At 65.6% G+C, this 22721-nt stretch carries 21 protein-coding genes; 3 read left to right on the top strand and 18 right to left on the bottom strand.

Annotation, left to right across the window (positions count from 1 at the left end; translation table 11 throughout):
• Nucleotides 1-28: 28 nt before the first annotated feature.
• The 9 genes from O6P39_RS20710 to O6P39_RS20750 all read right to left on the bottom strand — a co-directional run bounded on the left by O6P39_RS20710 (nucleotide 29) and on the right by O6P39_RS20750 (nucleotide 10834).
• Nucleotides 29-346 (bottom strand): transcriptional repressor, encoded by a 318-nt coding sequence (locus O6P39_RS20710; RefSeq protein ID WP_275608308.1) that lies wholly within the window; start codon nucleotides 344-346, stop codon nucleotides 29-31.
• A gap of 184 nt (nucleotides 347-530) precedes the next feature.
• The gene (locus tag O6P39_RS20715) at nucleotides 531-1937 is read right to left on the bottom strand and encodes a cytosine permease (RefSeq protein WP_275608309.1); all 1407 of its coding nucleotides are present in this window, start codon (nucleotides 1935-1937) and stop codon (nucleotides 531-533) included.
• A 104-nt stretch (nucleotides 1938-2041) separates the two neighbouring features.
• Entirely contained in the window at nucleotides 2042-3187 is a 1146-nt protein-coding gene (locus O6P39_RS20720) for an acyl-CoA dehydrogenase family protein (protein ID WP_275608310.1), read from the bottom strand.
• Nucleotides 3184-4356, bottom strand: coding sequence for a CaiB/BaiF CoA-transferase family protein (locus O6P39_RS20725; protein WP_275608311.1), 1173 nt, complete (start codon nucleotides 4354-4356; stop codon nucleotides 3184-3186). Before O6P39_RS20725 ends, O6P39_RS20720 begins: the two co-directional genes overlap by 4 nt.
• A gap of 10 nt (nucleotides 4357-4366) precedes the next feature.
• Nucleotides 4367-6040: a urocanate hydratase gene (gene hutU / locus O6P39_RS20730; protein WP_275608312.1), complete on the bottom strand. Its 1674-nt coding sequence runs from the start codon at nucleotides 6038-6040 to the stop codon at nucleotides 4367-4369.
• 407 nt (nucleotides 6041-6447) lie between these two features.
• The gene (hutC, locus tag O6P39_RS20735; RefSeq protein ID WP_275608313.1) at nucleotides 6448-7191 is read right to left on the bottom strand and encodes a histidine utilization repressor; all 744 of its coding nucleotides are present in this window, start codon (nucleotides 7189-7191) and stop codon (nucleotides 6448-6450) included.
• Between the two features lie 79 nt (nucleotides 7192-7270).
• Entirely contained in the window at nucleotides 7271-8986 is a 1716-nt protein-coding gene (gene recJ, locus O6P39_RS20740) for a single-stranded-DNA-specific exonuclease RecJ (protein ID WP_275608314.1), read from the bottom strand.
• Nucleotides 8987-9054: 68 nt separating this feature from the next.
• Nucleotides 9055-9594 carry a YaeQ family protein gene (locus O6P39_RS20745; RefSeq protein WP_152225232.1) on the bottom strand — a complete coding sequence of 180 codons (540 nt, stop codon included), beginning with the start codon at nucleotides 9592-9594 and terminating at the stop codon, nucleotides 9055-9057.
• Nucleotides 9595-9655: 61 nt separating this feature from the next.
• Nucleotides 9656-10834, bottom strand: a complete 1179-nt coding sequence (locus tag O6P39_RS20750) for a GGDEF domain-containing protein (protein ID WP_275608315.1) — start codon at nucleotides 10832-10834, stop codon at nucleotides 9656-9658.
• Nucleotides 10835-11093: 259 nt separating this feature from the next.
• Here O6P39_RS20750 and O6P39_RS20755 point away from each other — a divergent pair, with 259 nt between their 5' ends.
• Nucleotides 11094-12293: a CaiB/BaiF CoA-transferase family protein gene (locus O6P39_RS20755; protein WP_275608316.1), complete on the top strand. Its 1200-nt coding sequence runs from the start codon at nucleotides 11094-11096 to the stop codon at nucleotides 12291-12293.
• A gap of 152 nt (nucleotides 12294-12445) precedes the next feature.
• Here O6P39_RS20755 and O6P39_RS20760 read toward each other — a convergent pair whose 3' ends face one another.
• The 5 genes from O6P39_RS20760 to xerD form a co-directional block, all read right to left on the bottom strand.
• The gene (locus O6P39_RS20760; protein WP_275608317.1) at nucleotides 12446-12727 is read right to left on the bottom strand and encodes a DUF3509 domain-containing protein; all 282 of its coding nucleotides are present in this window, start codon (nucleotides 12725-12727) and stop codon (nucleotides 12446-12448) included.
• Nucleotides 12728-12884: 157 nt separating this feature from the next.
• Nucleotides 12885-14294 (bottom strand): threonine synthase, encoded by a 1410-nt coding sequence (gene thrC / locus O6P39_RS20765; RefSeq protein WP_275608318.1) that lies wholly within the window; start codon nucleotides 14292-14294, stop codon nucleotides 12885-12887.
• A 51-nt stretch (nucleotides 14295-14345) separates the two neighbouring features.
• A complete protein-coding gene (locus tag O6P39_RS20770) occupies nucleotides 14346-15650 on the bottom strand; it encodes a homoserine dehydrogenase (RefSeq protein ID WP_207888031.1) in 1305 nt (434 codons plus the stop codon).
• A gap of 174 nt (nucleotides 15651-15824) precedes the next feature.
• Entirely contained in the window at nucleotides 15825-16553 is a 729-nt protein-coding gene (locus tag O6P39_RS20775) for a DsbC family protein (protein ID WP_275608319.1), read from the bottom strand.
• A gap of 225 nt (nucleotides 16554-16778) precedes the next feature.
• Entirely contained in the window at nucleotides 16779-17675 is an 897-nt protein-coding gene (gene xerD, locus O6P39_RS20780) for a site-specific tyrosine recombinase XerD (RefSeq protein ID WP_275608320.1), read from the bottom strand.
• Between the two features lie 92 nt (nucleotides 17676-17767).
• Between xerD and O6P39_RS20785 the strand changes: the two genes are divergently transcribed.
• Nucleotides 17768-19612: a sodium:proton antiporter gene (locus O6P39_RS20785; RefSeq protein WP_275608321.1), complete on the top strand. Its 1845-nt coding sequence runs from the start codon at nucleotides 17768-17770 to the stop codon at nucleotides 19610-19612.
• 98 nt (nucleotides 19613-19710) lie between these two features.
• A complete protein-coding gene (locus O6P39_RS20790; protein ID WP_275608322.1) occupies nucleotides 19711-20388 on the top strand; it encodes a hypothetical protein in 678 nt (225 codons plus the stop codon).
• A gap of 70 nt (nucleotides 20389-20458) precedes the next feature.
• On the opposite strand, the gene O6P39_RS20795 is transcribed toward O6P39_RS20790, so the two are convergent.
• From O6P39_RS20795 to rimM, 4 genes are all read right to left on the bottom strand, one after another.
• Nucleotides 20459-20872, bottom strand: coding sequence for an acyl-CoA thioesterase (locus O6P39_RS20795; protein WP_275608323.1), 414 nt, complete (start codon nucleotides 20870-20872; stop codon nucleotides 20459-20461).
• 165 nt (nucleotides 20873-21037) lie between these two features.
• Nucleotides 21038-21388 carry a 50S ribosomal protein L19 gene (gene rplS, locus O6P39_RS20800; RefSeq protein WP_009616363.1) on the bottom strand — a complete coding sequence of 117 codons (351 nt, stop codon included), beginning with the start codon at nucleotides 21386-21388 and terminating at the stop codon, nucleotides 21038-21040.
• A gap of 44 nt (nucleotides 21389-21432) precedes the next feature.
• A complete protein-coding gene (trmD, locus tag O6P39_RS20805; protein WP_152225264.1) occupies nucleotides 21433-22176 on the bottom strand; it encodes a tRNA (guanosine(37)-N1)-methyltransferase TrmD in 744 nt (247 codons plus the stop codon).
• Nucleotides 22177-22179: 3 nt separating this feature from the next.
• The gene (gene rimM, locus O6P39_RS20810) at nucleotides 22180-22716 is read right to left on the bottom strand and encodes a ribosome maturation factor RimM (protein ID WP_275608324.1); all 537 of its coding nucleotides are present in this window, start codon (nucleotides 22714-22716) and stop codon (nucleotides 22180-22182) included.
• Between the last annotated feature and the right edge of the window lie 5 nt (nucleotides 22717-22721).

Genomic DNA, 22721 nt, shown 5'->3' on the forward strand with positions numbered 1-22721 from the left:
GCCGGACGATGCAGGCAATCGTCGCCCGCTAGCGCGCCTCAGCCGCCGCCCTGGCCGGCAGTGCGCCATCGAAGGCGGGGGCAAGGCTGTAGCGCTTGCGCATATCGCGTACCAGCATGCCGCTCTGGTGCAAGCGGCGCAGGCTCTGGCTGACAGAATCGAAGCCGATCGACGGACCGGAGCCCTGCAGGTGCGCATGCAGCTCGGCGGCGGTGCTGCTGCCCAGCACCGACAGCGCGTCGAGCAGCTTCAGGCGCGGCAGGCTGCAACGCAGCCCGGCCAGCTCCAGCAACTGGCGGGAGCGGCGCTGGCTACGGTGGGCAGAGAACTCTGCGACGACGGTCATGGGCGCGCGCCCATCGGGACGGCACGCACGGGTTCGTAGCGAGGGGAAACAGGCATTCGGGCCTCCGTTCTTATCGTCTGCGTGGCGCCTCGCCGCAGCGAAGCGCACGCTCCTGACTAACAGGACGAATGAGCGGGGCAAAACCTGCAAAGGGATTTCACATCGGCATGTTTCCCTTGCCGGCTCAGCTTGCCGGGTCGCCCGCTTCCGGCGAGATCAGCCGAGCCGGCACATGTCCCTGGCTGTTGCGCGCCAGCAGGTAGTAGGCCAGCGCCGGCAACACCAGGCCGACCAGCCAGGAAATGTCCACGCCGCCCAGCGTCTCCACCATCGGGCCGGAGTAGAAGCCGCTGTCGATGAAGGGCATCTGCACCAGCACGCCGAAGCAGTAGACGCCGATGCCGGTCCAGTTCCAGCGGCCATAGCGCCCGTCCGGGTCGGACAGCGCCGGGATGTCGTAGCGCTCGCGGGTGATGCAGTAGTAGTCCACCAGGTTGATCGCACTCCAGGGGGTGAAGAACGCCAGCAGGAACAGCAGGAACGACTTGAACGCGGCAAGGAAAGAGTGTTGCCCCGCCAGCGCCAGCCCGGTGGACAGGCCGACGATCAGCAGCACGAACAGCAGGCGCTGCAGCCGCGTCACCTCCAGGTGGCCACGGAAGCCACTGATGATGGTGGCGATGCACATGAAGCTGCCGTAGGCGTTGAGCGTGGCGATGGTGACCTTGCCGAAGGCGACGCTGAAGAACAGTGCGGCGGCCATCCCGCTGGCGCCCAGGCCGACCACGTAGGCCACCGGTTGGCCGGAGAAGGCCTTGCCGGCCAGCGCCGCGGCGAATACACCAAGCACCATCGAGGTCTGCGAGCCGATCACCGAGCCCAGCCCCACGGCGAGGAAGGTCTTGGGCGACGAGGTCTGGCTGGGAAGGTAGCGCGAGTAGTCGGCGACATAAGGGCCGAAGGCGATCTGCCAGGACGCCGCCAGGGAGACGGCCAACAGGAAGGTGTTCCAGGCGAAGTGGCGGTTTTCCAGCAGCACGCCGATGTCGTTGACCGACAGCAGCCGCACGAACAGGTAGGCGAAGGCGACGATGCCGAGCACGCTGGCGGCCTTGCCCAGCCAATGGATCACGCGGTAGCCGCATACCGTCACCACCACGATCACCGCCGCGAAGACCAGGATGCCGACGGTATCGCTGACATGCGCCAGCTGGCCGACGGCCTGCCCCGCCAGTACGGTCCCGGTGGCATTGAAGCCGACGTACATCACGCACACCAGCACCAGTGGGATGACCGCGCCGAACACGCCGAACTGCACGCGACTGGAGATCATCTGCGGCAGGCCCAGCTTGGGCCCCTGGGCACCATGCAGGGCCATGACCACGCCGCCGAAGAGCTGGCCTATGAGCAGGCCGATCAGCGACCAGAACACATCGCCGCCCAGCACCACAGCCAGGGCGCCGGTGACGATCGCGGTGATCTGCAGGTTGCAGCCGAACCACAGGGTAAACTGACTGAACAGCCGGCCATGCCGCTCGGATTCGGGGATGTAATCGATGGAACGGGTTTCGATCAGGGACTTACCAGCCATGAAGCGTTCTCCTCGCGGCCGGAGATGCACCCGGCCGCGCTGTTGTTATGCACAGCGTTTCCTGATTCGCCGGGGCGGCCAGGACGGCCGCCCCGTACCTGCCGTCAATGGCGGGCGGCATCCAGCACGGCGCGGGAGATGATGATCTTCTGCACCTCGGAGGTTCCCTCGAAGATCCGCAGGATCCGCGCATCGCGCACGAAGCGCTCCAGCGGCAGGTCGCGGATGTAGCCGTAGCCGCCGTGCAGCTGCAGCGCGGCGTCGGTGATGAAGCCGCAGGCTTCGGCGGCGAACAGCTTGGCGGTCGCCGATTCGAGGCTGAAGCGCTCGCCGCTGTCACGTCGCGCGGCCGCCTGCATGGTCAGCAGGCGCGCTGCCTGGAACTGCGCGTGCATGTCGGCGATGCGCCACTGGGTGCCCTGGTAGGCCGACAGCGGCTTGGGGCCGATCTGCCGCTCGTCCACCCACTTCAGCGCATATTCCATGGCCGCGCGGGCAATCCCCAGGGACATGGCGGCGACTTCCACGCGACCGCGGTCCAGCACTTCCATTGCCGTGCGGAAGCCCTGGTTTTCCTGGCCCAGCAAGGCTTCGGCGGGAAGCCAGCAGTCCAGCGCCAGCTCGTAGATGGTGCTGCCGCGCAGCCCCATGGTCTTTTCCGGGTTGGCGAAGGTGAGGCCCGTGGTGCCCTTCGGAATCATGAAGGCGCTGATACCACGGGCGCCGGCGTCCGGGTCGGTCTTGGCATAGAGCACGATGAAGTCGGCTTCGCGGGCGTTGGTGATGTAATGCTTGCTGCCACGGATGCGCCAGCCGCCCTCCTCGCGCACGGCGCGGGTGCGCATGTCCGCCGGGTTGGAGCCCGCCGCCGGTTCGGTGAGGCCGAAGGCCCCGAGCAGTTCGCCGGAAGCACAGCGCGGCAACCATTCCTGGCGCTGCGCCTCGCTGCCGCCGATGAGGATCGAGTCGGTGGCGAGGAAGTGCGCGGTCAGCGCCGAGGCCGTGGAGGCGCAGGCAGCTGAAACCGCCTCGACCACCCGGCTCATGGCCAGGCTGCCGATACCGAAGCCGCCATAGGTTTCCGGCAGGTTGATGCCCATGAAGCCCAGCTCGCCGAGGGCCTGCAGGCTTTCGGCGCAGAAGCTTTCCTCTTCGTCATAGCGCTGGGCGTTGGCGGCCAGCACGTCGCGGCAGACCCGCTCGGCGGAGTCGACGATGGTCAGTTCGGTGGCGTCGATGTCGAAGTTCATTGCACAGCCCCTGCTTTTTTCGTGAGGCCGAACGCGGCGTTGGCTTCGCCCAATTGGGGGGCGCGCGTTGCGGCATGGGGCTTGCGCCCGTTGAAGTAGACGGGTTGTGGCACCAGCGGCGGCTGGTCGTCGGCCGGCTGCACCAGCAGTTGGCGCACCTGCGCCTGCTCGCTGCCGGTGGCCTCGGCGAGGTTCCACACCGGGGAGGCCGGTACGCCGGCATCCAGCAGCAGGTCGCAGGCCTGCTCGACACTGCGTTGAGTGGTCCAGGCTTCGATCTCGGCACGCAGCGCCTGCTCGTTGCGGGTACGCGAAGGGTCGTCGGCGAAGCGCGGATCGTCCGCCAGTTCGGCGCGGCCGATGCTTTCGCAGAAGCGTCGGAACAGCTTGTCGCTGGCCACCGCGATCACCACCAGGCCGTCGGCGGCGCGGTAGGTGTCGAAGGGCGTCGATACCGGGTGGCGGTTACCCACCAGGCCCGGAGCCTTGCCGTGGGCGAACAGATTGGACAGGCCGGTCATCTGCAGGCTGACCAGCACATCGAACATCGCCACGTCGATGTACTGCGCGCTGCTGCCCTGATGCTCGCGGGCGAACAGCGCGCTGCTGATTGCCCAGGCCGCATAGACGCCGGCACACAGGTCGCCGAGCGCCTCGCCGCTGCGGGTCGGGCCGGTCTCGGGGAAGCCGCTGACGCTCATCAGCCCGGACATCGCCTGGGCGACGATGTCGTAGGCCGGGCGGCGCGACAGCGGGCCGTTCTGGCCGAAGCCGGAAATGCTCGCGTAGATCAGCTTCGGGTTGTGCCGACGCAGGCTGTCGAAGTCGATGCCCAGGCGCTGGGTGACGCCGGGGCGGAAGTTCTCCACCACCACATCCGCGTCGGCCACCAGTTGGTAGAAACGCTGCAGGTCTTCCGGTGCCTTGAAGTCCAGCTCGACGCTGCGCTTGCCGCGGTTGATCAGGCCGAAATAGACGCTCTCGCCATCCTTGAACGGGCCGAGGTGACGGCTGTCGTCACCGTGCCCGGGCACTTCGAACTTGATCACTTCGGCGCCAAGGTCGGCCAACATGGCGGTGCAGTGCGGCCCGGCGAGCACGCGGCTCAGGTCCAGCACGCGCACGCCGTTGAGCGGCTGCGGCGTGGGCAGTTCAGTCACATTGCTCATGCTCTATTCCTCAGCCAGTGATCATCGGCAGGTTCAGGCCCTGTTCCTTGGCGCAGTCGATGGCGATCTGGTAGCCGGCGTCGGCATGGCGCATCACGCCGGTGCCCGGGTCGTTGGTCAGCACACGGGCGATACGCGCGGCGGCCTCGTCGGTGCCGTCGCAGACGATCACCATGCCCGAGTGCTGGGAGAAGCCCATGCCCACGCCGCCGCCGTGGTGCAGCGAAACCCAGGTGGCGCCGCTGGCGGTGTTCAGCAGGGCGTTGAGCAGCGGCCAGTCGGACACGGCGTCGGAGCCGTCGCGCATGGCTTCGGTCTCGCGGTTCGGGCTGGAGACCGAGCCGGAGTCCAGGTGGTCGCGGCCGATCACGATCGGGGCTTTCAGCTCGCCGCGACGCACCATTTCGTTGAACGCCAGGCCGAGCTTGGCGCGCTGGCCCAGGCCGACCCAGCAGATGCGCGCCGGCAGGCCCTGGAAGCTGATGCGCTCCTTGGCCATGTCCAGCCAGTTGTGCAGGTGGGCGTCGTCCGGGATCAGCTCCTTGACCTTGGCGTCGGTCTTGTAGATGTCCTCGGCATCGCCGGACAGCGCGGCCCAGCGGAACGGGCCGATGCCACGGCAGAACAGCGGGCGGATGTAGGCCGGAACGAAGCCGGGGAAGTCGAAGGCATTCTCGACGCCCTCTTCCTTGGCCATCTGGCGGATGTTGTTGCCGTAGTCGAAGGTCGGGATGCCCTGCTTCTGGAACTCCAGCATGGCGTTGACGTGCACGGCCATGGACTGCTTGGCGGCCTTCACCACGGCGGCCGGTTCGGTCTGCGCGCGGTCGCGGTACTGCTCCCAGGTCCAGCCGGCCGGCAGGTAGCCGTTGAGCGGGTCGTGGGCGGAAGTCTGGTCGGTGACCATGTCCGGGCGCACGCCGCGCTTGAGCAGTTCCGGGAGGATTTCCGCGGCGTTGCCCAGCAGGGCGATGGAGATGGCCTTGCCTTCGGCGGTGTATTGGGCGATGCGCGCCAGGGCGTCGTCGAGGTCCTTGGCCTGCTCGTCGACGTAACGGCTGGCGAGGCGGAAGTCGATGCGGCTCTGCTGGCATTCGATGTTCAGCGAGCAGGCGCCGGCCAGGGTCGCGGCCAGCGGCTGGGCGCCCCCCATGCCGCCCAGGCCGGCGGTGAGCACCCAGCGGCCCTTGAGGTTGCCGTCGTAGTGCTGGCGACCGGCCTCGACGAAGGTTTCGTAGGTACCCTGGACGATGCCCTGGCTGCCAATGTAGATCCAGGAGCCGGCGGTCATCTGGCCGTACATGGCCAGGCCCTTGGCGTCCAGTTCGTTGAAGTGCTCCCAGTTGGCCCAGTGCGGCACCAGGTTGGAGTTGGCGATCAGGACGCGCGGGGCATTGGCGTGGGTCTTGAACACGCCGACCGGCTTGCCGGACTGCACCAGCAGGGTCTCGTCCTCATTCAGCTCCTTCAGGGTCTCGACGATCTTGTCGTAGCACTCCCAGTTGCGCGCGGCGCGACCGATGCCGCCGTAGACCACCAGTTCCTTCGGGTTCTCCGCGACTTCCGGGTCGAGGTTGTTCATCAGCATGCGCAGCGGTGCTTCGGTCAGCCAGCTCTTGGCATTCAGTTGAGTGCCGCGCGGGGCACGGATTTCGGTATCGCGGTAACGGCCGGTGGAACTCATCGGGTCTTCCTCGCTTGCGGGTGGTGTCGCCAGTGGATCGCCAGGAGCCATCCCGGCGTGGCGGAAAAAGGGTGCGCAGAAGAGGCCCCGATGCCCTGGTCGGCAACTTGCTCCTCTACTGTCACCTGATATGCATATAGCCTTATATCAACCTGTATATACAACACAATGCAAAGCAAGGGCCAGAAGAGACGGGCAGCCGCCCTGGGGTTCCCAATACTTGAGAAAAGATCTTTTATTTCAAATAGATGAAGTCATCGCAAAACTTCCGGAAGGAAGCTGCACGACGTGCAGGTGGCGAACTTTGAGGCGGGAAGGAGAGGAGAAAAAGTAACAGCGCGGTGCGCGAAGGTAACAAAACGGTGCATCCGGAGCGGCGATTCCGCCCCGGAAAGACCGCGGAACGGTTACTGCCCGAAGCGGCCTTCGAGGCGATAGCGCGATCCCGGATAGACCAGCCGCGCCGCACCCACCTGCCCCTTCGCCGACCAGGTACGCCGGCGAATCAGCAGGCAGGCGTCGCCACGCTTGATCCGCAGCAGCTTGCAGTCCGCCGCCTCGGCATTGATCGCCTCCACCACGTGCTCCCCCTCGGTGAGCGGCGCCAGCTGGATCAGGTAGGCGTAGGGCGTGATGCGGGTGAAGTCCTGCTGCAGGTACTCGGGCGCGACTTCGGCGTTGACGAAGCGCTCCTCCAGTTGCACCGGCACTTCGTTCTCGTAGTGCACCACCACCGAGTGGAAGATACGGCTGACGTTCTCCAGTTCGAACGGCATGGCCAGGTCCGCCCCTTCGGGGAGCGGCTCGAGCAGCACTACCTCGCAACGGTGCTCATGACCGCGAGCGGCGATCTCCTCGGCAATGTTGTGGATCTCGAAGAGCGCGGCATGCCCCTTCTGCTCGGCGACGAAGGTGCCGACGCCCTGCAGACGCACCAGCACTCCCTCGATGGTCAGCTCGCGCAGCGCACGGTTGATGGTCATCCGGCTCACCCCCAGCAGGGTGAACAGTTCGCTCTCCGACGGCAGCTTGGAGTTGGGCTTCCAGACACCGTTGCGGATCTGCTGCAGGATGATCTCCTTGACCCGCGCGTACAGCGGCGCCGGGGTTTCCAGCGCGAACGCGGCCAGGGAGGAATGATCTTGGGACACGGCAGCTCCTGCTCACAGGTGGGGACGACGGTCAGTTTAACCTTCCACCATGGCGCCGCCTATGCGGCGCCACCACAGATCAGCGCGGCGCGATATGCGCCACCATCAGCTGCACGCTTTCATTGCCGCGGAACTCGTTGACGTCGAGCTTGTAGGCCACTTCCGCCCAACGCACGGTGGGGTTGGGCCAGACCTCGCGGTCGATGTTGAAGGCGATGGCGTCCAGCTGCAGCGAACCGCATTCGGTCTTGAGCACCAGCTTGAGGTGACGCTCGCCGACCACGCGCTGCTGGACAATCTGGAACACCCCGTGGAACAGCGGTTCGGGGAAGTGCTGCCCCCAGGGTCCGGCCTGGCGGATCGCCCGCGCCAGCTCCAGGTGGAACTCCTCTGCGCCGAGTTGGCCGTCGGAGAGCAGGCGACCGGTGAGGTCCTCCTCATCCAGCTGGCGGCGCACCTCGGCATCGAAAGCGGCGGCGAAGGCGCCGAAGTTTTCCTGCGGCAGCGACAGGCCGGCAGCCATGGCGTGGCCGCCGAACTTGCTGATCAGCCCCGGATGACGCGCGGCCACCGCGTCCAGCGCATCGCGGATGTGGAAACCCGGTACCGAGCGCGCCGAACCCTTGAGGCTACCGTCGCCGGCATCGGCGAAAGCAATGGTCGGACGGTGGTAGCGCTCCTTCAGGCGCGAGGCGAGGATGCCGATCACGCCCTGGTGCCACTCCGGGTCGAACAGGCACAGGCCGAAGGGCATCTCCTCCATCGGCAGCTCCTTGAGCTGGGCCAGCGCCTCGCGCTGCATGCCCTGCTCGATGGCCTTGCGGTCCTGGTTGAGCGCGTCGAGCTGCACCGCCATCTCGCGGGCGCGGCCCTCGTCCTCGCAGAGCAGCATTTCAATACCCAGGGACATGTCGTCCAGGCGGCCGGCGGCGTTCAAGCGTGGGCCGAGGATGAAGCCCAGGTCCGTGGAGGTGATCCGCCGGCAATCGCGCCCGGCCACTTCCAGCAGCGCGCGCAGCCCCGGACGGGCCCGGCCGGCGCGAATGCGCGCCAGGCCCTGGTGCACCAGGATGCGATTGTTGGCGTCCAGCGGCACCACGTCGGCGACGCTGCCCAGGGATACCAGGTCGAGCAATTCGGCGAGGTTCGGTTCGGCGATGCCGCGCGCGGCGAACCAGCCGCGCTCACGCAGGCGCGCGCGCAGGGCGAGCATCACATAGAAGATCACCCCAACGCCGGCCATGGCCTTGCTGGGGAAGTCGCAGCCGGGCTGGTTCGGGTTGACGATGGCATCGGCGGCGGGCAGCTCCGGCCCCGGCAGGTGGTGGTCGGTGACCAGCACACGCAGGCCGGCGGCCTTGGCAGCGGCGACGCCGTCGATGCTGGAGATGCCGTTGTCCACGGTCACCAGCAGGTCCGGGCGCTTTTCCAGCGCCACGGCGACGATTTCCGGGGTCAGGCCGTAGCCGTACTCGAAGCGGTTCGGCACCAGGTAATCGACCCAGGCCGCGCCGAGCATGCGCAACGCCAGCACGCCAACGCTGCTGGCGGTGGCGCCGTCGGCGTCGAAGTCACCGACATAGAGAATCCGCTGGCCCTTCTCCAGCGCATCGACCAGCAGCTCCACCGCCGCATCGACGCCCTTGAGCTGCTGATACGGGATCAACCGCGCCAGCCCCTTGTCCAGCTCGGCGGCGCTCTGTACACCACGGGCGGCGTAGAGGCGGGTCAGCAGTGGCGGCAGGTCGCCGAGGTCGGGCAATTGCTCCGGGAGCGGGCGGGATTCAATGCGCATGGAGGTTCCGGTGATTTCGTCTCAGGCGCCGATCCCGGCGCCCTGGTTACAGCGGGTAACTCTGGCGATCAACGCTCGCCCATCAGCCACTCTACTTGCAGCTCGTGCTGGCCACGCTCGTCGGTGACGAAGATGGTTCCTTCGCTGATCATTACGGTCCAGTTGATCGAGCGCGGCAGGTCGCGGGAGATTTCCTCCAGCGGTTCCTGGGGCATGGCGACGACGTTGAGGTTCTTCAGGTGGCGCACCGTGTCGAGCACCTTGGTGGTCCACACGCGCAGGTTGCCGTAGGCGACCAGGGTCAGCTTCTCGCAGCGGCGCGAGCACCAGGTCAGGCGCTCGGCGTCAGGCTGGCCTACTTCGATCCAGTGCAGGACGCGATCATCCAGGCTCTTTTCCCACAGCGAAGGTTCTTCCACGTCCGACAGACCGCGGCCGAAGGCCAGCTGCTCGTTGTACCAGATGACGTAGGCCAGCAGACGCACCGCCAGGCGCTCCTCGGTTTCCGAGGGGTGGCGGGCGACGGTGAAGCGCAGAGTCTCGTAGACCCCACGGTCGAGGTCGGTCAGGCTGATATCGGCTTTGTAGGGCGTGGCGGACAGGGCCATGGGGATTCCCGGCGAATTTTGGAAGGCGGCAAGTCTACCGCGAAAGCACCGGGTTGGTGGCTCACTCGCGCGTACGGCGGTCGGTTCCCGGCTCCGGAGCGGCCAGCTCGATGCGGTTGCGCCCCTTGGCCTTGGCGGCGTAGAGCGCCTGGTCGGCCAGCGCCAGCAGGCGCGTCAGATCGTGCCCGGCCTCGCGGGTGGTGGCGATGCCGATGCTCACGCTGAGCTGCCCTTCGGCCATGAACGGCAGTTCGGCGAATTCGCGGCGCACCCGCTCGGCCACCTGGCAGGCGCCTTCGGTATCGGCGGACACCAGCAGGCAGGCGAACTCCTCCCCGCCGATGCGTGCGAACAGGTCCTGCTTGCGCATGCGTGAGGCAGTGATGCGGCTGAACTCCACCAGCACCCGGTCGCCGGCGGGATGGCCGAAGGAGTCATTGAGGCGCTTGAAGTTGTCCAGGTCGCAGAGCAGCAGCGAAGCCTGCTCGCCGCGCTCGGCGCACAGGCGCAAGGCGCGCTCGCCGGAATCCATGAAAGCCCGGCGATTGCCGGCGCCGGTCAGTGGATCGCTCAGCGCGGCGCTGCGGAAGCCCAGCTCGGCGCGCTCCTTGACCATCGCCAGGGTCGCGAAGGCGATGCCGATGGCGTAGAGCATGGTTTCGAAGACCAGCAAGGTGAAGAAGGTGCTGCCCTGGCCATTGTTGCTGGCGCTCTCGAAGGGCATGCCACGGTCGACCGCCAGGCGCACCATGTAGAAGCCGCCGTGGAACAGCATCAGCGCCAGGGGCGGACGCAGCTCCACCTCCAGCTTGCGGCGGCTGCGCAGCAGCTCGCTGACGGACGCCAGGCAATAGGCGATGGTGATCGAGGTACTGACGAACACTCGAGCCGACAGGGACTCGTAGAACGCAGGCCAGAGGCACAGCAACGCCCACAGGGCCGCGCCAGCGCCGATCAACGGCCAGTGCGGGCGGCGCCCGGCGAACACCCGCATGGACGTCCAGTTCATCGCCGCGCAAAGGTGCAGGATGACGTTGCCCAGCAGGATCGGCACCAGATCGATGCCCATTCCCCGCAAGGTCCCCAGGAAGGTGCCCAGCGCCCCCAGCAGGAGCATCGCGCTCATGTAGCCGAGCGTCGGCTCGCGGCGGCCGCTGTGCCAGGCGAACGCCATCAGCACCCCGACCAGGGTGAGCACGTAGAGATCGACCACGACCAGCGTTGGCAGGCTCAGGACCATGCCACCCCCTCGCCTTCCGCCTGCACGCATCCCGCAGGGAGCGCCGGAGGGCCGGGGAAGTGGAATGACGGAAGCGCGCGCATCGGGGGTTACCCTGCCCAGAGTCGGACGAGCTGACAGAAGTGTCCTCGGATAAGGTTACTCTACGCGTGCCCATCGTCGGCGCAAAGCTCCGATGGTAGACGGTCGGCCCGGCGGCCTGTTCGAACGTCCGCGCGGGCGGTAAAGTCCGCCGACCACTCGCCGAACGGACCGACCGATGAACACCACCACCAAACCCCTCGCCGGCCTCAAAGTGATCGAACTGGGCACGCTGATCGCCGGTCCCTTCGCCTCGCGCCTGTGCGCGGAATTCGGCGCCGAGGTGATCAAGGTCGAATCACCCGACGGCGGCGACCCGCTGCGCAAGTGGCGCAAGCTCTACGAAGGCACCTCGCTGTGGTGGTTCGTGCAGGCCCGCAACAAACGCTCGCTGACCCTGAACCTCAAACACGAGTCCGGGCGCGAGGTGCTGAAGAAACTGCTGGCTGAGGCCGACATCCTGATCGAGAACTTCCGTCCCGGCGTGCTGGAAAAGCTCGGCCTGGGCTGGGACGTGATCCGCGCGCTGAATCCGAAGCTGGTGATGGTGCGCCTGTCCGGTTTCGGTCAGAGCGGCCCCTACAAGGACCAGCCGGGCTTCGGCGCGGTGGGCGAGTCCATGGGCGGGCTGCGCTACATCACCGGCTTCGAAGACCGCCCGCCGGTACGCACCGGCATCTCCATCGGCGACTCCATCGCCGCGTTGTGGGGCGTGATCGGCGCGCTCATGGCGCTGCGTCACCGCGAGGTCAACGGCGGCCAGGGCCAGGTAGTGGACGTGGCGCTGTATGAAGCGGTATTCGCCATGATGGAATCGATGGTGCCGGAGTTCGACGTGTTCGGCTTCATCCGCGAGCGCAGCGGCAACATCATGCCCGGCATCACGCCCTCCTCCGTGCACACCACGGCCGACGGCAAGCACGTGCAGATCGCCGCCAACGGCGACGCGATCTTCCGCCGCTTCATGCTCGCCATCGGCCGCACCGACCTGGCGGACGATCCGCAGTTGGCCGACAACGCCGGACGCGACCAGCGGCGTGACGAGCTGTACGGGGTGATCGACCGCTGGGCCCGCTCCGAGCCCCTGGACACCGTGCTGAAGGTCCTGGGCGAAGCCGAAGTGCCGGCCAGCCGCATCTACTCCGCCGAGGACATGTTCGCCGACCCGCAATTCCTCGCCCGCGAGATGTTCCTCTCGGCGAAGCTGCCGGACGGCAAGCCCTTCCGCATGCCAGGCATCGTGCCCAAGCTCTCCGACACCCCCGGCTCAGCCGACTGGATCGGTCCAGCTCTGGGCGAGCATACCGATGAGGTGCTCGGTGGACTGGGTTATGACGCGGCGGCTATCGCTGCGCTGCGTCAGCAGGGGGCGGTGTAGGGCGTACGCCGTTACGGCCATTCTCCCGGGGAACACGGCTTTTGTAGGAGCGGACTCTGTCCGCTCCTACAAAAGCACGTCCCCGTAGCTACAGACCAGTAACGCAAACGCCGCCCCAGGGCGGCGTTTTAACTTGCGCAAACCAGGCCCAATCACATCCCGTAGCTAAGCACCTGAGCACGCTGCCGCAGGGCAGCAATGACATCGTCCTCCATCCGCCCCTCCTGGATCAGCAGGTCGCGGCGAACCGACTGGATCGCTTCCTCGCGCTGGTTCTCATCGGCCAGTTGCTGGCCATCGATCACCCGGCGCAATACAACCTCGCCTTCGTCGTTGGTCAGGGTCAGGATGCGGCCGCCATCGGGGCGCGCCAAGCCCAGGGACGGAGTATAGGGAGCGAAGGTCTCGGTCAGCAGTACGCTCAGCCGGTCCATGTCATATCTCCTTGTTGCGAAATGAAAAACCTGAAGAGAAGACATCACCGCCGGCGATTAAGTTCGTCCTGCTTATTACCGCTGGTCCATAAGACCCAGATAGTCGCCCATGAAAAAGCCCGCCATGAGGCGGGCTTTTTCATCGATCCGTGAGGGATCAGAGCGGCTTGCCACGGTTGCCGTGAGCGCTGACGAAGGCCTGGACCTTGGCCAGTTCGTTCGGCAGCACGGTGCAACGCTCTTCGCGCTGGAACAGGTCGGCCAGGTGCGCCGGCAGTGCCGGAACGGCCTCGATGCCGGCCTTCTCCACCGCTTCCGGGAACTTGACCGGATGCGCGGTGCCCAGGGTGACCATGGGCACGGCCAGGCTGCGGCGGCATTCGCGGGCCGCGCGCACGCCGATGGCGGTGTGCGGGTCCAGCAGTTCGCCACATTCGGCGTAGACCTGGGCGATGGTTTCGCAGGTCTCTTCGTCGCTCACCGCCAGGGAGTCGAACAGGCGGCGGGCTTCGGTCCAGCGGTCATCTTCGACGGCCAGCTTGCCGGTGGCCTTGAAGTTGTCCATCAGCTCGGCGACGGCCTTGCCGTTGCGGCCATGCAGGTCGAACAGCAGGCGCTCGAAGTTGGACGAGACCATGATGTCCATGGACGGCGACAGCGACGCGTGCAGGGTGTCCTTGTCGTAGCGGTTGCCGGACATGAAGCGGTGCAGGATGTCGTTGCGATTGGTCGCGACGATCAGTTGGCTGACCGGCAGGCCCATGTTGCGCGCCAGGTAGCCGGCGAAGATGTCGCCGAAGTTGCCGGTGGGCACCGAGAAGGCCACGGAACGGGCCGGGGCGCCGAGCTGGATGGCGGCGTGGAAGTAGTAAACGATCTGGGCCATGATCCGCGCCCAGTTGATCGAGTTCACCGCCACCAGACGGGTGCCCTTCAGGAAGCCCTGGTCGGCGAAGCTGGCCTTGACCATCTCCTGGCAGTCGTCGAAGTTGCCTTCGATGGCGATGTTGTGGATGTTTTCGCCAAGGATGGTGGTCATCTGACGGCGCTGCACCTCGGACACACGGTTGTGCGGGTGCATGATGAAGATGTCGACGTTCTCGCAGGCCTTGCAGCCTTCGATGGCGGCCGAGCCGGTGTCGCCGGAGGTGGCACCCATGATCACCACACGCTCGCCGCGCTTGGTCAGCACATGGTCGAGCAGGCGGCCGAGCAGTTGCAGGGCGAAGTCCTTGAAGGCCAGGGTCGGGCCGTGGAACAGCTCCAGCACCCACTCGTTGCCGTTGAGCTGGCGCAGCGGCGCCACGGCGTTGTGGGCGAAGACACCGTAGGTCTCTTCGAGGATCTTCTTGAAGTCGGCGTCGGAGATGCTGCCGGCAACGAACGGGCGCATCACGCGGAAGGCCAGCTCGTGGTACGGCAGGCCGGCCCAGGAGGCGATCTCCTCGACGGTGAAGCGCGGCAGGTTTTCCGGCACGTAGAGGCCGCCGTCGCTGGCCAGGCCAGCCAGCAGCACGTCTTCGAAGTTCAGCGCGGGCGCCTGGCCGCGGGTACTGATGTAACGCATGGTGTGAAACCTTCGGGTGGGCGGCGGCGCGCAGGCGCCGCCGCGATCGATTCAGTTCAGTTGTTCGACGCGGATGCGTACGACATTGCCGACCACGTCATCCAGCGCTTCCAGCGCGGCGATGGCTTCGATGATGCGGGACTCGAGCACGCGGTGGGTAACCAGGATCATCGGCACCAGACCGTCATGCTCTTCGACTTCCATCTGCATGATCGATTCGATGTTGATGCCGCGCTCGGAGAGGATGGTCGCCACCTGGGCCAGTACGCCCGGATGGTCCTTGGCCTGGATGCGCAGGTAGTAGGCGCTTTCGCAGGCGTCGATCGGCAGGATCGGGTGGTCGGAGAGCGAGTCCGGCTGGAAGGCCAGGTGCGGCACGCGGTTCTCCGGGTCGGCGGTCATGGCGCGAACCACGTCCACCAGGTCGGCGACCACCGAGGATGCGGTGGGCTCCATGCCGGCGCCAGCGCCGTAGAACAGCGTGGAACCGGCGGCATCGCCGTTGACCATGACCGCGTTCATCACGCCGTTCACATTGGCGATCAGGCGGTCGGCCGGGATCAGGGTCGGGTGCACGCGCAGCTCGATACCGCTGTCGGTACGGCGCGCAACGCCCAGGTGCTTGATGCGGTAGCCCAGTGCCTCGGCGTAGTTCACGTCGGCAGTGGTCAGCTGGGTGATGCCTTCGGTGTAGGCCTTGTCGAACTGCAGCGGGATGCCGAAAGCGATGGACGCCAGGATGGTCAGCTTGTGCGCGGCGTCGATGCCTTCCACGTCGAAGGTCGGATCGGCTTCGGCATAACCCAGCGCCTGGGCTTCCTTCAGCACGTCGGCGAAGGCGCGGCCCTTCTCACGCATCTCGGTGAGGATGAAGTTGCCGGTGCCGTTGATGATGCCGGCCAGCCAGTTGATGCGGTTGGCGGCCAGGCCCTCGCGGATCGCCTTGATCACCGGGATGCCGCCGGCCACGGCGGCTTCGAAGGCGACGATGACGCCCTTCTCGCGGGCCTTGGCGAAGATTTCGTTGCCGTGCACGGCGATCAGCGCCTTGTTGGCAGTGACCACGTGCTTGCCGTTCTCGATGGCCTTGAGCACCAGCTCGTGGGCCAGGGTGTAACCGCCGATCAGCTCGATGACAACGTCGATTTCCGGGTTGTTCGCCACGTCGAAGATGTCGGCAGTAATGGGGGTACTGCCGGTATCACACTTCGGATTGGGGCGACGGGCGGCAATCTGCGCAACCTCGATACCACGCCCGGCACGGCGGGCAATCTCCTCGGCGTTGCGTTTGAGTACATTGAAGGTACCGCCACCGACGGTCCCCAACCCACAGATTCCCACTTTCACCGGATTCACGCTGAAACTCCCCATGATTACAGCATCGGGGCGCCTGACGCACCGAAGCCCGCAACGAGGCGGGCATGGGAGCAGGCACCAAATCAGAACAGGCGGACTGCCTGTTCCATAGTCAAAAGGAACCGAACATTACGAAGCGGTTCCCCATTAGTCAATGCAAGCGCAGCCCGCGACTTACTTGGCTTCCAGCGCCAGCTTGGCGATCTGGCCGGCCGGCTGGTAGCCCGGCAGCATCTGGCCGTTGGCCAGGATGATCGCCGGGGTGCCCTGCACACCGACCATCTGGCCCAGCTCCAGCTGCTTGTTCACCGGGTTGTCGCACTTGGCGGCCTTCACTTCCTTCTCGTGGAACATGTCGCTCATGGCCGCCTGGCGGTCCTTGGAGCACCACACGGCCTGCAGCTGCGCATCACCCGGCGAGTTCGGGCCCTGGCGCGGGAAGGCCAGGTAGCGCACTTCGATACCGCGCTTCTGCAGTTCCGGTACTTCGGCATGCAGCTTCTGGCAGTACGGGCAGGTGGTATCGGTGAACACGGTGATGTGCGCCTTGGTCTCGCCCTTGGCCGGGAAGACCACCATGTCGGCGGTCGGGATGGCGTTGATGGTCTTGGCCACGCCCGCGCTTTCGGCGGCTTCGGTCAGGTTGGTCGGCTTGCCGTCCTTCACCTGATAGATGTTGCCCTGAACGACGAACTGGCCGTCAGCGCTGGCATAGAGCACGCGGCCGCCCTTGAGCTGCACCTGGTAGATGCCTTCGAGGGGGCTCTTGGCGATAGCCTCGATGGGCAGGTCAGGTTGCAGGGACTGCAGGGTGGTGCGGATTGCCTGGTCCGGCTCGGCGGCCAGAGCAAGGGTGCTGACGAGGCCAAGGGCCGCGGCAGCCAGAAGTCGGGACAAACGCATGGAAAACTCCTGATGTCGGTCGGCGAAGACTATCACACCCTACTGGTCAGGCCGAGCCGCAGGCTGTAGCGAGAAGCTTCGGCGTACCGGGGGTTCACGACTGCATCGCAAAGATCGAACAAGGTGTACACGTCCCTGTCGGTACAGCCTGCCCAAGCGCAACCCGGCCCGGCCATCCATGGCCGGTCGTTTGCGGGGCAACGCATGCGTTGCTAGAGCCCCCGCTCACCCCCTGGGGTGATGCTGTGCATGCAGGTCCTGCAGGCGCGCCCGGGCGATATGGGTGTAGATCTGCGTGGTGGAAAGATCACTGTGCCCCAGCAGCATCTGTACCACACGCAGGTCGGCTCCATGGTTGAGCAGATGGGTGGCGAAGGCATGGCGCAGGGTGTGTGGCGACAGGTTCTTGCCGATGCCGGCGACTTTCGCGTGCAGCTTGATGCGGTGCCAGAAGGTCTGGCGGGTCATCTGCTCGCCGCGCAGGCTCGGGAACAGCACATCGCTGGGACGCCCGCCCAGCAGGTCCGCCCGCGCTTCGCGCATGTAGCGCTCGATCCACAGGATGGCTTCCTCGCCCAGCGGCACCAGCCGCTCCTTGCTGCCTTTGCCCATGACGCGCACCACGCCCTGGCGCAGGTTGACCTGTTCCAGGGTCAGCCCGACCAGTTCACTGACCCGCAGCCCGCAGGCGTAGAGCACTTCCAGCATGGTGCGGTCACGCAGGCCCAGCGGATCGTCCGTCTCCGGCGCCGCCAGCAGCGCTTCGACATCGGCCTCCGAAAGCGACTTGGGCAGCGGCTTGCCCAGTTGCGGCAGTTCCACCAGCAGCGTCGGGTCCTCCTCGATCAACCCTTCTCGCAGGCAGTAACGATAGAAGCCGCGCAGCCCCGAGAGGAAGCGCGCCGTGGAGCGGGCCTTATAACCCTCGCCCAGGCGCCAGGCCAGATGATCGAGGATCACCTCGCGCCCTGCCGACTCCAGCGCCACCCCGCGCTCGTCGAGCCAGCCGTTGAACAGCGCGAGGTCGCTGCCGTAGGCGCTGCGAGTGTTGTCGGAGAGACCCTTTTCCAACCAGAGGGCGTCGAGGAATCGGTCGATCAGTGAATGTGAAACCGGCATCATGTCAGGCTATATCAATAGAAAAGCGTGGAACTAGTCTTCCACAGCCGCCCCCCGCAACTCCACCGTCAACAGCGCAAGGACCCGGCTCCACCATGGACGAACACAGCACTTACTTCGCCTTCGCCGGCATTGGCATCGCCTCCCTGCTCAGCCAGTGGCTGGCCTGGCGCCTGCGCCTGCCGGCGATCCTGTTCCTGCTACTGAGCGGTATTCTGATCGGCCCTGTCCTGCACCTCCTGACCCCGGAACACCTGTTCGGCCCGCTGCTGTTCCCGGTGGTATCCCTCGCAGTGGCCCTGGTGCTGTTCGAGGGCAGCCTGACGCTGCGCCTGGACGAATGGAAGGAAATCGGCACCGTGGTCCGTCGCATGGTCACCGTCGGCGCGCTCACCACCTGGGGGGTGATCGCCCTGGCGACCCGCTACCTGCTGGACTTCACCTGGGAAATGGCCCTGCTGTTCGGCGCCCTCACCCTGGTCACCGGCCCCACGGTGATCGTGCCGATGCTGCGGGTCGTACGTCCTAACGCGACCATCGCCAACATCCTGCGCTGGGAAGGCATCGTCATCGACCCCATCGGCGCCCTGCTGGCCGTCGTGGTCTACACCTTCATCGCCGCCAGCGACGTCGGCCAGGGCTGGGCCGACAGCCTGCTGACCTTCGTCAGCGTGATCGGCTGCGGCATCGCCTTCGGCCTGGTCGGCGGCCAGGCGCTGGGGGTCGCCCTGCGTCGGCACTGGCTACCGGATTACCTGCACAACCTGGCATCCCTGTCCGTGGTTCTGGGCGTGTTCGTGCTGTCGAACAACGTCATGTCGGAATCGGGACTGCTGGCCGTGACCGTGATGGGCCTGCGCATGGCCAACATGCAGGGCGTCGACGTGAAGCACATCCTGCACTTCAAAGAAAACCTCAGCGTGCTGCTGATCTCCGGGCTGTTCGTGCTGCTGGCCGCGCGCCTGGACATGTCGGCGCTGCTCGGCCTTGGCCCGGTTGCACTGCTGGTGCTGGCGCTGATCCAGTTCGTCGCCCGGCCACTGAGCGTGATGATCTCCACCGCCGGCTCCGCACTGAACTGGCGCGAACGCGCGCTGCTGAGCTGGATCGCGCCACGCGGCATCGTCGCCGCAGCAGTATCGGCAATCTTCGCCATTCGCATGATGGAAGCCGGCCACGCCCAGGCCGGCGTACTGGTGCCCCTCACCTTCCTGGTGATCATCGGCACCGTGGTCCTGCAAAGCGCCACCGCGCGCCCACTGGCCCGCCTGCTGAAAGTCGCCGAGCCGGTGCCCACCGGCTTCCTGATCGTCGGTGCCAACCCGGTGGCGCGGGCCATCGGCGTCGGCCTGCAGAACGCCGGGGTGCAGGTGCTGCTCACCGACTCCAGTTGGGAGAACACCCGCGCCGCGCGCATGGAGAACCTGCCAACCTACTTCGGCAACCCCGCCTCGCAACATGCCGAGGCGCACCTGGACCTGATCGGCCTGGGGCATTTGCTGGCGCTGTCCCCCAACGCCGAGCTGAATGCCCTGATGTGTATGAGCTTCCGCCACGAATTCAGCCCCTGGCAGCGCTTCATCCTGCCCAGCAGCCAGGACAGCCGCCGCAGCCAGAAGCATCGTGTCAGCGACCGCCATCGCGGCCATCCCCTGGGCCAGACGCCCATCACCTACCCGCAGATGGCCGGCTTGATCGCGCGCGGCGCGGAAGTCCGCTCGACGCTGCTCAGCGACAACTTCGGCTGGGAGGAATACCAGGCCCAGCACGGCAGCCGGGCGCTGCTGCTGTTCGCCCGCGACCCGAACGGCCGCCTGCACATCGCCAGCCCGGACCGGCCGCTGACGCCCGGCACCGGCTGGACGGTGATCTCACTGGTGGAGGAAGCCCCGGAAAATGTCGCGGGTACAAATGAAACAGCGCAAGCCGCAATAACCTGACAATCGGCCGCGTCAGCCTATCTTTAGGTGGGTGACAGAATTCGTCTGACAGACAATGATTGCATCACGCCATCATTGCACCAATGAAGCTTACCGCCATGCCCAGTCAGCAGAACTCCCGCCTCGGTCAGATCCTGGTCAGCAAGGGACTGATCACCTCCCAACAGCTGGACCACGCCATCCAGCTCCAGCTCAGCAACGGGTTGCGCCTGGGCGAAACGCTGATCCAGCAGGGCTGGATCAGCGAACGCCAGCTCGGGCGGGCCCTGAAGAAGCAGAACAACGTGCGCCTGGCGGCGACGCTCCTGGCGGCATTGCTCAGCCCGTTTCAGCTGGCCAGCGCGGACGTGCAGCGTCAGGCTCCGACCAGCATCACCCGCCATGAAGCGCCCCACGGCCTGAAACCGCTCAGCGACCATGAGATGAGCAACATCAACGCCCAGGGCTTCGATGACACCCTGCAAAGCCTCCTGGTCAGTGCCGAAGGCGGCGACGGCGTGGGCACCGTCAAGCAGCTCGCGCGCCTGGTGCTGCCGGTAGTGGACAGCCTGGACGCCGAAACCTCCATGCGTGACGTGCAGTACGACACCGCGCACGCCTCCTCGACCTTCAATGCCGACGGCTCGATCAACGTGCGCCTGCCCAGCTCCATCGGCGAAGTGCGCTTCGACAACATCCGTGTCGCCGGCGCGCCCAAGACCCAGAGCATGGGCAGCCTGAGCCTGCAGAACATCGACCTGTCCCAGGCTTCGCTGAAGATCAGCCTGCGCCACTGAGTCTTTTGTGTAGGAACGAGCTGACCGACATCGAAATGAAAGAAGGCGCCCACGGGCGCCTTCTTGCGTATCAGGCCTCGAAACCCGGCAGGACCGGCACCGGGCGCTTCTCATCATCGATGGCGACGAAGCTGAACAACCCGTGAATGGCCTTCTCGCGGCCGTCGGCGGACATGCTCTCGACGAAAACCTCGACCTCGACCTTCAGGCTGGTGTTGCCGACCTTCACCACCCGGCCAATCAGCTCGACGATGGAGCCGGCGGGGATCGGGTGCTTGAAATCGATGCGGTCGGTGGACACGGTCACCAGTGGCAGGCGGCAGAAGCGCGTCGCGGCGATGAACGAGACTTCGTCCATCCAGGCCAGCGCGGTGCCGCCGAACAGGGTGTTGTGGTGGTTGGTGGTGGGCGGGAAGATCGCCTTGGTCACGCGGGTTTCCGAAAGCGTCGTGCGGCGAAGGATTTCTTGCTCTCTGGGGCTCATGCCACTGCTACCTGATGCATTGAAGGTGGCTGCCGGTGCTGCGGATGTTGTGCTTGTCGTGCGCTGCCGGGGGCAGATGGGAACGGGGCCGAAGTGGCCAGCCGGCAAACGCCGGACAAGAAAAAAGCAGCCCGTGGGCTGCTTTTTTCGGGAAAGACCGGTGACTTAGACCAGTTTTTCCTTGATGCGCGCTGCCTTGCCGGACAGTTCGCGGAGGTAGTACAGCTTGGCCTTGCGCACGTCGCCGCGACGCTTGACGGAAACGCTGTCTACCAGCGGGCTGTAGGTCTGGAAGGTACGCTCTACGCCTACGCCGTTGGAGATCTTGCGAACGGTGAACGCGCTGTTCAGGCCGCGGTTGCGCTTGCCGATGACAACGCCTTCGAAGGCCTGCAGACGCTGACGGTCGCCTTCCTTCACTTTAACCTGGACGATTACGGTGTCGCCGGGGGCGAACGCCGGAATCTCTTTGTTCATCTGTTCAGCTTCGATCTGCTGAATGATCTTGTTGGTCATTTCAGTGCTCCTAAGACAAGCGCTCGGCGCTCGCCATCGATACGTTAACTATCGTTCCGCTGGCGGATGTATTCCTCCAGCAGCTTCTTCTCTTCTCCAGAAAGCGAGCGGCAATCCAGAAGATCGGCACGTCGTTCCCAGGTCCTGCCTAAGGACTGCTGCAAACGCCAGCGCCGGATGTGTTCGTGGTTGCCGCTGAGCAGCACCTCAGGAACACGTTTGTCTGCGTACACCTCGGGTCGGGTGTAGTGCGGACAGTCGAGCAGGCCATCCGTGAAGGAGTCCTCCTCGGCGGAGTCCACGTGGCCCAGTGCACCGGGCAACAATCGCGTGACCGCGTCAATCAGCACCATGGCCGGAAGCTCACCCCCGGACAGGACATAATCGCCAACTGACCATTCCTCATCGACATGCTCTTCAATGAAGCGCTCGTCGATGCCTTCGTAACGCCCGGCGATCAGGATCAGTCGTTCCTCGTTCGCCAGTTCCTTCACGGCCGCTTGCGTGAGCTTGCGACCTTGCGGCGAGAGGTAGATCACCTTCGCCGGTCCGCCAGCGGCTTGCCGGGCATCGCCCAGTGCGCCTTCAAGCGGCTTGATTTTCATCACCATGCCGGGACCACCGCCGAAAGGCCGGTCATCCACCGTCTGGTGACGGTCCTCGGTGTTGCTCCGCGGGTTGAAGCACTGAAGCTGAATCAGCTCCTGCTTGACCGCGCGACTCGTGATGCCATAGTCGCTGATGGCGCGAAACATCTCCGGGAAGATGCTGATGACTCCAATCCACATGAATTAGAAGTCCGCGTCCCAGTCCACCCGAATCTCGCCAGCTTCCAGGTCCACCGCTTGCACGCACTGATCCGTATACGGGAGCAGGCGTTCACGGTCGTCCAGGCTGCCTGCGCAGGGCTTGACTACCATCACATCGTTGGCGCCGGTCTCCAGCATGTGGTCGAGAATCCCGAACAGTTGCCCGTTCTGGTCGATCACCCTGAGACCTTCCAACTGGCTCCAGTAGAATTCGCCATCGTCCAGCACCGGCAGCTCGCTGCGCGGAACCAGGATTTCGAATTCAGCGAAGGTGCGGGCGATCTCGCGATCATCCAGTCCCTTCAGCTTCGCGACCAGGACATTGCCCTGCACGCGACCTTGAACCAGCTCAGCCTGTCGAACCTCGTTGCCACGCTTGAGCGTCCAGCGACGGTAATCCAGCAGGTTGTCCAACGGATCGGTAAAGGAATACACCTTCACCTCACCACGAATGCCGTGCACCGATACGATCTTGCCGAGAACGATCATCTCCTCGGCGGGAGCAGGCTTCGTGTTCATCGATC

The organism is Pseudomonas sp. PSE14, assembly GCF_029203285.1.
In the GTDB taxonomy this organism is placed as follows: Bacteria; Pseudomonadota; Gammaproteobacteria; order Pseudomonadales; family Pseudomonadaceae; genus Pseudomonas.